This window comes from Sphingomonas sp. (assembly GCF_042091075.1).
Lineage (GTDB): Bacteria > Pseudomonadota > Alphaproteobacteria > Sphingomonadales > Sphingomonadaceae > Sphingomonas.
The window spans coordinates 1-8,844 of sequence record NZ_JBELIE010000138.1 but is presented as its reverse complement, the minus strand read 5'-3'; the positions used below and the strand labels follow the sequence as shown (position 1 = coordinate 8,844).

Annotated in this window: 8 protein-coding genes; 6 read left to right on the top strand and 2 right to left on the bottom strand. The window is 70.0% G+C overall.

Annotation, left to right across the window (positions count from 1 at the left end; all coding sequences use genetic code 11):
- Positions 1–1,217 (top strand): sugar MFS transporter (locus tag ACFDSW_RS12925; protein WP_375250697.1); only part of this gene is annotated, 1,217 nt, incomplete at its 5' end.
- An 81-nt stretch (positions 1,218–1,298) separates the two neighbouring features.
- Here ACFDSW_RS12925 and ACFDSW_RS12920 read toward each other — a convergent pair.
- Complete coding sequence (locus tag ACFDSW_RS12920) at positions 1,299–2,174, bottom strand: SMP-30/gluconolactonase/LRE family protein (protein WP_375250696.1); 876 nt, start codon at positions 2,172–2,174, stop codon at positions 1,299–1,301.
- Between the two features lie 92 nt (positions 2,175–2,266).
- Here ACFDSW_RS12920 and ACFDSW_RS12915 point away from each other — a divergent pair, with 92 nt between their 5' ends.
- From ACFDSW_RS12915 to ACFDSW_RS12895, 5 genes are read left to right on the top strand one after another with little or no spacing between them, the layout of a single operon-like run.
- Positions 2,267–3,799 (top strand): aldehyde dehydrogenase (NADP(+)), encoded by a 1,533-nt coding sequence (locus ACFDSW_RS12915; protein WP_375250695.1) that lies wholly within the window; start codon positions 2,267–2,269, stop codon positions 3,797–3,799.
- Between the two features lie 54 nt (positions 3,800–3,853).
- The gene (locus tag ACFDSW_RS12910; protein WP_375250694.1) at positions 3,854–4,729 is read left to right on the top strand and encodes a 2-dehydro-3-deoxygalactonokinase; all 876 of its coding nucleotides are present in this window, start codon (positions 3,854–3,856) and stop codon (positions 4,727–4,729) included.
- A gap of 11 nt (positions 4,730–4,740) precedes the next feature.
- Positions 4,741–5,364, top strand: a complete 624-nt coding sequence (locus ACFDSW_RS12905) for a 2-dehydro-3-deoxy-6-phosphogalactonate aldolase (protein WP_375250693.1) — start codon at positions 4,741–4,743, stop codon at positions 5,362–5,364.
- Positions 5,361–6,353, top strand: a complete 993-nt coding sequence (gene araD1, locus ACFDSW_RS12900; RefSeq protein ID WP_375250692.1) for an AraD1 family protein — start codon at positions 5,361–5,363, stop codon at positions 6,351–6,353. Before ACFDSW_RS12905 ends, araD1 begins: the two co-directional genes overlap by 4 nt.
- A complete protein-coding gene (locus ACFDSW_RS12895; protein ID WP_375250691.1) occupies positions 6,350–7,288 on the top strand; it encodes a Gfo/Idh/MocA family protein in 939 nt (312 codons plus the stop codon). Before araD1 ends, ACFDSW_RS12895 begins: the two co-directional genes overlap by 4 nt.
- 197 nt (positions 7,289–7,485) lie before the next feature.
- On the opposite strand, the gene ACFDSW_RS12890 is transcribed toward ACFDSW_RS12895, so the two are convergent.
- Positions 7,486–8,844, bottom strand: a 1,359-nt coding sequence (locus tag ACFDSW_RS12890) for a glycoside hydrolase family 3 C-terminal domain-containing protein (RefSeq protein WP_375250690.1), incomplete at its 5' end; no start/stop codon positions are given.

The window sequence follows — 8,844 nt, the reverse complement described above, 5'->3', positions numbered from 1 at the left end:
GCTTCATCACCGTCATCAACAACACGCTGCTGCCGCACCTGCGCAGCGTGTTCGACCTGAACTACACCCAGACCACCCTGATAGAGAGCGTGTGGTTCATCGCCTATTTCTTCGCCTCGATCCCGTCCGCCAAGCTGATCGAGCGGATCGGCTATCAGAAATCGCTGGTGGTCGGCCTGCTCGTCATGGCGGCAGGCGCGCTGGGCATGGTGCTCGCGGCCAGCCTGCCGTCTTATGGCGTCACGCTGCTGATGCTGTTCGTGATCGCCAGCGGCATCACGCTGCTTCAGGTCGCGGCCAACCCCTATGTCGCGTCGATCGGCCCGCCCGAAACATCCTCCTCGCGGCTCAACCTCGTTCAGGCGATGAATTCGGCAGGCACCATGCTGGCGCCGCTGTTTGGTGCCTATTTGATCCTTGGCCGGTCGCGCGGCGGCACCGCGGCGGCGGGGACCGTGCTGACGCAGGCCGAGCGGCTGGCGGACGCGCAGTCGGTGATCCTGCCCTATGTGCTGGTCGCGATCGTGCTGGTGGTGCTCGCGATGGTGATCGCGCGCTTCCCGCTGCCGGCGATGGGCGGGGCCACCAGCCGGGTCGCGAAGGAGGAACGGCGCCAGCACTCGCTGTGGAAGCATCGCAACCTGGTGTTCGGCATCCCGGCGATCTTCATCTACCTGATCGCGGAGATCGGGGTCGCCAACCTGTTCGTGAATTTCGTGTCGCAACCCGACATCGCCAACGTCACCGCCGAGCAGGCGGGGCGCTATCTCACCTTCCTGTGGGGTGGCATGATGGTTGGCCGTTTCGTCGGATCGGCGGTGATGCAGAAGATCCCCGCCGAAACCGTGCTCGCCGCTTTTTCCGTGGGCGCGTTCGTGGTCATGCTGGTCACTGTCTTCGTCACCGGCCCGATTGCGATGTGGGCGCTGATCTCGGTCGGGCTGTTCCACTCGATCATGTTCCCGACCATCTTCACGCTCGGCATCAAGGGGCTCGGCCCGCTGACGGAGGAAGGCTCGGGGCTGCTTATCATGGCGATCGCGGGCGGTGCGCTCGTCGTGGTGCAAGGTTGGCTTGCCGATCGCTACGGCCTGCAAGCCTCGTTCCTGCTGACCGCGCTGTGCGAGTTGTACATCCTGTTCTACGCGCTGTGGGGCGCCAGGGTCACCGATCCGCTGCCCGAGCCGGTGGTGGTCGCGCCCCGGGCCGAGGCCTGAAAGGGTCGCCTTTGCGGCCCGCCACGCCGGCAGCGCGGGGCGGCGCCGGCTGGGCGGGTCGCGCGCGTATTGACCGTGCGGTCAGGCCCCTTTCGCGAGGCGGGCGGGTGGCAGCCGCTGCCCCGGCACCTCGACACGGAAGCTGAACAGGCCGCCCGCGTCCGGCTGCGCCGCGCGGGCCTCCTGGTCCAGCCCGATACTGGCGGTGGTGGCATAAGCGGTGGTGAGGTCCGGGCCGCCCAGCGCCACCTTGGTCACATTGGCGGCGGGCAGGCGCACCTCCGTGACGATCGCGCCGCCGGGATCGTACAGCCGCGCCCGCCAGCCGTTCCACAACCCCACCCAGACATTCCCGGCCGCATCGACCGTCACCCCGTCGGGCGAACCATCGGCGGGGTCGATGCGGGCGAAGTCGCGCACCGCGCCGATCGCGCCATCCTCGCCAATCGCCACCGCATGAATGACCCCGCCGGCGGTATCGACGTGGTACAGGGTCCGCCCGTCGGGCGACACGCCCGGCCCGTTGGTGATCACCACGGGATCGATCGCTGTCGCGTGCACGCTTCGCCCGTCCCAGCGATAGACGCGGCCCGACCGTTCGCTCTCGCCATCGTCCATGCTGCCGAACCAGACCGTGCCGTCCGGCGCCACCGTGGCGTCGTTGAGCCGGTTGGCCGGCGTGTCGGGTTCGACATGGGCCAGGTGGTCGAAGGCACCGGTCAACGGGTCGAACCGGGCGATCCCGGTCCGCAACCCGGCCAGCATCACGCCACCCTCCGCCGGCAACACCCATCCGACCGGCGCGGGCGCGTCCCACGCATCGACCCGGCCACTTTCCGGGCTGAGCCGGTGAACCCGCCTGCCCTTGATGTCGACGAACCACAGCACGCCCGCCGCGGCATCCCAGACCGGCCCCTCGCCCAGCAGCGCACCGCCGCGCCACACCGTTTCGATCATGTCCATCCCCTCCGGTCTCGCGACACGGTTGCCGCGCCCTGCCGCCTTCCGTATAGCGCCAATCAAGTCAGACATAAACGGGAGCTGGTACGGTGGCCAACGGGCAGACGGCGGAAATCTACGGCATCGCTGCGGCGACCGGCCAGCGCATCGATCCCGCCTACCCGGTCAGCAGCCTTGCCGATGTCGATGCGGCCTGCCGCGCCGCCGACGCGGCATTCGACGTCTATCGCGCCACCGACGCGGAAACGCGCGCCGCCTTTCTGGAGGAAATCGCAGTGGAGATCGAGCGACTGGGCGACTCGCTGATCGAGCGGGCGGCGACCGAGTCCGGCCTGCCCGTCGCGCGGATCACCGGCGAGCGCGGCCGCACGATCGGGCAGCTGCGACTGTTCGCAGCGGTGGTGCGCGACGGGCGCTGGCGCGAGATCCGCATCGATCCCGCGATGCCCGATCGTCAGCCACTGCCGCGCCCCGACCTGCGCCTGCGCATGGTGCCGCTGGGTCCGGTGGCGGTGTTCGGCGCGTCGAACTTCCCCCTCGCCTTCTCGACCGCTGGCGGCGACACCGCCGCGGCGCTCGCGGCGGGCTGCTCGGTGGTGGTCAAGGGGCATCCCGCCCATCCCGGCACCGATGCGATGATAGCCGGCGCGATCGGGCGCGCGGTATCGACATGCGGCCTGCCCGCCGGCGTGTTCGGCCATGTGCGTGGGCCGGGCAACGAGCTCGGCTCGGCGCTGGTCGCTCATCCGCTGATCGCAGCGGTGGGCTTCACCGGATCGCGGGGGGGCGGACTCGCGCTGATGCGGCTGGCGCAGGAGCGGCCGGTGCCGATCCCCGTCTATGCCGAAATGTCCAGCATCAATCCGGTGGTGCTGATGCCGGCGGCGCTGGCGGCGCGTGGTGCCGACCTCGGACGTGCCTTCGTCGCCTCCCTGACGATGGGCGCGGGCCAGTTCTGCACCAACCCCGGCCTGGTCGTCGCCGTTGCGAGCGACGGGCTGGATGCGTTCGAGGCGGCGGCGGCGGCGGCACTGGCGGCGCACGCGCCCCAGCCGATGCTGACCGCCGGCATCCGCGACGCCTATGCCAGGGGCACGGCGGCGCTGGCCGGCAACGCGGCGGTGACGCAGCTCGCCACCGGGCTGGCGGGCGACGGCATCGCCAGTGAGAATGCGCGCCTGTTCGCCACCGACGCGGACGCCTTTCTCGCCGATCGTGCGCTGGGTGAGGAAGTGTTCGGCGCCTCGTCGCTGGTGGTCCGCTGCCGCGACGCCGAACAGGTGCGTGCGGTGCTCGCGGGGCTGGAAGGGCAGTTGACCGCGACCATCCACCTCGACCAGGCGGATCACGATGCCGCCCGGCCGCTGATCTCGGTGCTGGAGCGCCGCGCCGGACGGGTGCTGGCCAACGGCTGGCCGACCGGCGTGGAAGTGGCCCACGCCATGGTGCACGGCGGCCCGTTCCCCGCAACGTCGGATGGACGCTCCACCTCGGTCGGCACGCTGGCGATCGACCGCTTCCTGCGCCCGGTCTGCTACCAGGACCTGCCCGCCGACCTGCTGCCGCCCGAGCTGACCGACGAGGCAGGCGGCCCGCGCCTTGTCGACGGTCACCCGGCTTGACCTGACCGGTAACCTCGGCAATATGTCTTACATATAAAGGGAGAGGGGAACCGGGTGGCCGATGGCGCCTATATCGCCGTGGACTGGGGAACGACCAACCGGCGTGCCTATCTGATCGGTTCCGACGGCACCGTTCACGACGAAATGGCCGATGGCGCGGGCGTCCTCTCCCTGACCCCGGAGGATTACCCCTCAGAAATCGATCGGCTTCGACGGCGGTTCGGTGTCGACCGGGTGCTTGCCGCGGGCATGGTGGGATCGAACCGTGGCTGGATCGTGGCCCCCTATGTCGATGCGCCCGCCGATCTCGACGCGCTGGCGGCGGCGGCTGTCACGCCAGCCGCTGGCGTCCGTCTCGTTCCCGGCATCGCGGTGCGGCGGGGCGGACGGGCCGACGTGATGCGGGGTGAGGAGGTGCAGGCGTTCGGCGCGATCGCCGCCGGTACGGTCGGCGACGAGGCGCTGCTGTGCCAGCCGGGCACCCATTGCAAATGGATCAGGATGGAAGGGTCGCGGATCGCGGACGTCTCCACCGCGCTGACGGGTGAGCTGTTCGCGCTGCTGCGCACTCACGGCACCCTTGCCGGCATGCTCGACGGGACCGTCGCCGACGGCGCGACGTTTCGCGACGGCGTCGCGCGCGGGGCGGGCGCGACCGACCTGCTCGACGCGCTGTTCGAGGTGCGCGCGAGCGTCCTGCTGGACCAGCGCGATCCTGCCGAGGCTGCCGCATATGCCAGCGGCGTACTGATCGGCGCCGATGTCGGCGCGCGCGACCTGGGTGAGCGGCCGGTGGCGCTGCTCGCCAGTGGCACGCTGGCGACGCTCTATGCCGCCGCCATCGCCGCGTTGGGCGGCACCAGCGTCGCCGTGGACAGCAAGGCAGCCTTCGTGGCGGGCGTTCATGCCGTCCATGGGCGGCTAGAATGAAGGACGATGCGATGAACTTCGACACGGCGTTCGCCGCCTGCCCGCTGGTCGCGATCCTGCGCGGCCTGACTCCGGCCGAGGCGCCGGCGATCGGTGACGCGCTGGTGGCGGCGGGCTTTACCCTGCTCGAGGTGCCGCTCAATTCGCCGCAGCCGCTCGACAGTATCGCGATTCTCGCCGACCGCCTGGCCGGACGAGCGATGGTGGGCGCGGGAACGGTGCTGAACACCGGGCAGGTGCGTGACGTGATCGCGGCGGGCGGCACGCTGATCGTGTCACCCAATACCGACCCGGCGGTGATCGGCGCGGCGGCGGCGGCCGGCGTCGCCTCGCTGCCCGGTTACTACACCGCCAGCGAGGCGTTCAGCGCGCTGGCCGCCGGCGCCACCGCGCTGAAACTATTCCCCGCCGACGCGGCGCCGCCGGCGATGCTCAAGGCGCAGCGCGCCGTCCTGCCTGGGCAGGTGCGGGTGCTGGCGGTGGGCGGCATCACGCCGGGCGGCATGGCCGCGTGGCGCGGGGCGGGTGCCGACGGCTTCGGGCTCGGATCCCATCTCTACAAGCCCGGAAAGCCGGCCGAGGCGGTCGCCGCCGACGCCGCCGCCTTCATATCGACATGCAAGGACCTCGCATGATCACCACGCTTCTTCAGCATCGCCGCGAAGACGGCAGCCGCCGCCTGATCCTTGTCGAGGACGGCGAGGCGGTCTTCCTGTCCGGCCCCGCGACCACCCGCGAGCTGGCGCTGGCGGCGATCGCCGCGGGGCGGTCACTGGCGGACATGGCCCGTGAGCGCCGCACCGATGAGCGGGCGGACCCGCGAGCGGAGCTGGAGGCCGGCCGACTGCTACCCGCGATCGATCACCCTGATGCGGCACGGCTGGTGCTGGCGGGCACGGGGCTTACCCATCTCGGCTCCGCCGAGGGACGCGACGCGATGCACAAGGCGGCGGCAAGCGCGGAGAAACCGACCGATTCGATGCGCATGTTCCTGGAGGGCGTGGAAGGCGGCAAGCCCGAGGCGGGCATCATCGGGCAACAGCCCGAATGGTTCTACAAGGGCGACGGCCAGGGCCTGCGCGGGCCGGGCGAACCACTCACCTCCCCCGCCTTCGCACAGGACGGGGGCGAGGAGCCGGAACTGGCCGGCATCTATCTGATCGGCGAAGACGGCACGCCGTGGCGTCTGGGCGTCGCGCTGGCCAATGAATTCAGCGACCATGTCACCGAGCGCCACAATTATCTGTGGCTCGCCCATTCCAAGCTGCGCGAGGCCGCGCTCGGCGCCGAGCTGCTGCTGGGCGAGGTGCCCACCGACATCCGGGGCACCAGCCGCATCGTCCGCAACGGGCACACGCTCTGGGAAAAGCCGTTCCTGACCGGCGAGGACAACATGTCCCATCACCTCGCCAACCTCGAACACCATCACTTCAAATATGCAGCGTTCCGCCGGCCCGGTGACATCCACGTGCACTTCTTCGGCACGGCGACGCTGTCCTTCGCCGACGGGATCGAGACGCGGGCCGGCGACGTGTTCGAGATCAAGGCGGCGCCCTTCTCCCTGCCGCTGCGCAATCCGCTCGCCCGGGCGCAGCCGGTGAGTGTCGCGGTGCGGACGCTGTGACGGCGCCGATACGCCTCGCGGTGGTCGGCATGGGCAAGATCGCCCACGACCAGCATTTGCCCGCGATCGCCGCCAGCTCGAACGTCGACCTCGTCGCCACCGTCAGCCGGCAGGGCGGATCGGTCGAAGGCCGCCCTTTCTTTCATGACGTGCGCGACCTCGCCGATAGCGGGATCGCCGTCGACGCGGTGGCGCTGTGCACGCCGCCACAGGCGCGCCGAGCGATCGCCGAATACGCGATCGAGCAGGGCTGGCACGTCTTTCTGGAAAAGCCTCCGGGGGCGACTCTGGCCGAGGTGGTGGCGCTCCGCGATGCCGCCGCCGCGCGCGGTGTGACGCTGTTCGCCAGCTGGCACTCGCGCTACGCCGCCGGGGTGGAGCCCGCACGTCATTGGCTCGCCGATCGGGAGATCCGGGGGGCATCGATCATCTGGCGCGAGAATGTACGCCACTGGCACCCCGGGCAGGACTGGATCTTCGAGCCGGGCGGATTCGGCGTCTTCGATCCCGGCATCAACGCGCTGTCGATCGCGACCCGCATCCTGCCTCGGCCCTTTTTCGTCGATCATGCCGAGATCGACATTCCCGGCAACCGCGCCTCGCCGATCGCCGCGCGGATCGGATTTCGCGACGCGGCCGGGGCCGAGATCGCGATGGACCTCGATTTCCTTCAGGAAGGCCCACAGAGCTGGGACATCGTGGTCGAAACCGACGCGGGTACGCTGTCGCTGTTCCGGGGCGGCGCCGTGCTGTCGATCGCCGGAGGCGCCCCCGCCGATGCCGCCGAGCTGCACGGCGAATATCCCGGCCTTTATCGCCGCTTCGCCACGCTCGTCCACGCGGGCACATCCGACGTCGACGTGGCGCCGCTTCGGCTGGTCGCCGATGCATTCCTGCGCGCCCGGATCAACCGGGTGGCCGACTTCGATTGGTGAGGCCCGGCGTCCTGATCCGGGTCTTTTGAGCCGCAAGCGCGACCGGGGCGTGACCGATCACCCTGGTCGTCGCGCGCCCGCGGATGTCTGGTGCGACCCTGGCCGTTGCTCGCCCATACAGCGTCCGCCGGTGATGCGGCTCCGGAGGCAGGCCGTGGCCATGACCTCCGGGACGTTTCGGACGGCGTGCAACCGCGCTAGCGCGGCAATTCCTTCGTTCCGCTGACCCGCAAGGTCGTGGCGACGCCGGGAGCATCGGTTCCCTCCTGACCGCCGCCAACCCAGATCCTGTATGTGCCGGGGGTCACCTGCATGACGCCTCGCGCGTCAGCGAAGGCAAGATCGCGCGGATCGAGCGTGAAGCGAAGCTGGCGGGTTTCGCCGGGTGCAAGACGGACGCGCTCAAATCCTTTTAGCGACCGGCGTGGGAGGTCGGGCTGTTGCTCAGGCTGGACGTAGAGCTGCGCCACCTCGTCTCCAGCGACCGCGCCGTCGTTGCGCAACGTCACCGAAAGGGTCACGGGGCGACCGGCCTGCACCGTGGCTGGGCCGGCAAGGCCGGTATAGCAGAAGCGGGTGTAAGAGAGCCCGTGGCCGAACGCATAATCGGGTTGCCCCGTGAAATACCGATAGGTGCGCCCCTTCATCGAATAATCGTCGAACGGCGGCAGCTGGTCGAAACCTGCGTAGAAGGTCACCGGCAGGCGGCCTGACGGGTTGACGGTGCCCGCCAGCACCTCACCGATCGCCTGGCCTGTCGCCTCGCCGCCATACCAGGCCTGCAGCACCGCCTTGGCTTGACGGCCAACCGCGCCCAGCGCGATCGCCGACCCGGTGACGCCGACGACGACCACCGGCTTGCCGCTGGCGATCAGCCCCTCGAGTAGCTGGCGCTGCACCATGGGCAGTTCGATCGCGGTGCGGTCACCGCCATCGAAGCCGGGGGCGTTGACCTTCATCTCCTCGCCCTCCAGCCCGGCGGTCAGCCCGACCATCGCGATGACGAGGTCGGCGTCCGCCGCGGCGGCCACCGCCTCCCGGCGCAGCCCCGCCGGATCGGGCTTCCACGTCAGCGTCAGGCCGGCGCCCAGCCGAGGCGAGTGATGGGTGAAGGCAAGCCGGAAGGCGCGGGGCTTGCCCGCCTCCATCCGGATCGACGGCGTCGACAGCGGTACGCCGGCAAAGCATTTGGAGGTGGCGCGCACGTCGGCCTGCCCCTCGATGCTGAGCACATAGGTCTGCACGTCCTCTGACGGGTCGCACCGACGATCGCCGATCTCGAAGATGTAATCGCCGGTGGCTGGCACCGTCAGCGTGCCGGTATATTCGGCGGAGAAGGCGGTCTTGTCGACGCCGGGCGCGGGCGACACGCCGCCCCAATCGTGATCGATCTCCTTTTCGGTACGGGTCGCCACCACCGGCCCAGCGAAGCCGGTGCCGTTCCAGAAGCGGGCGGTGACGCCCTTTTCGCCGAACACGGTGCGCGGCACGGTCAACGCGACCTGCTCGATAAAGGGCGATCCTTGCGCGAAGCGGACGCGATCGGCGCCCAGCGC

Coding starts and splice junctions, on each gene's coding strand:
- ACFDSW_RS12920 (WP_375250696.1), bottom strand. CDS start 2,174: ATGATCGAAACGGTGTGGCGCGGCGGTGCGCTGCTGGGCGAGGGGCCG.
- araD1 (WP_375250692.1), top strand. CDS start 5,361: ATGATCACCACGCTTCTTCAGCATCGCCGCGAAGACGGCAGCCGCCGC.
- ACFDSW_RS12905 (WP_375250693.1), top strand. CDS start 4,741: ATGAACTTCGACACGGCGTTCGCCGCCTGCCCGCTGGTCGCGATCCTG.